Source organism: Dietzia massiliensis (assembly GCF_018390595.1).
Lineage (GTDB): Bacteria > Actinomycetota > Actinomycetes > Mycobacteriales > Mycobacteriaceae > Dietzia > Dietzia massiliensis.
In genome coordinates, this window is sequence record NZ_JAHBAV010000189.1 from 1 (window position 1) to 452 (window position 452).

Annotated in this window: 1 pseudogene; it reads right to left on the bottom strand. The window is 55.8% G+C overall.

The annotated features are described in order from the left end of the window. A pseudogene (locus KHA85_RS20215) lies at positions 1 to 452 on the bottom strand (glucose-6-phosphate dehydrogenase); the annotation flags it as partial.

Consider the following 452-nt stretch of genomic DNA (forward strand, 5'->3'; position numbering starts at 1 on the left):
CTCTTTACCGAGATAGTGGTCGATACGGTAAACCTGGGATTCGTTGAAGTACTCCGCCACCTGGTCGTTGATCACGCGGGAAGACGCCAGATCGGTGCCCAGCGGCTTCTCCATCACCACGCGCGCCGGCTCATGGTTCAGTTTGGCTTCGCCCAACCCTTTGCAGATGGCGCCGAAGGTGCTTGGCGGCATGGCGAAGTAGTTGATGGTGGTGCGGTGTTTCTGATCCAGCATTTTACCCAATTTGGTAAAGTTCTTGCTGTCGTTGACGTCCAGATTGCAGAAGTCCAGGCGTGCGCTCAGCGTGGCCCAGAGTTCATCATCCAGTTTTTCCTTCATGAAGGTGCCAAGCGCTTCCTTGACCACTTCGGTATAGGCTTTTTTATCCCACTCCGCGCGGCCGACGCCGATGATCCGCGTTTCCGGGTGGATGTGTCCGGCTTTCTCTAACT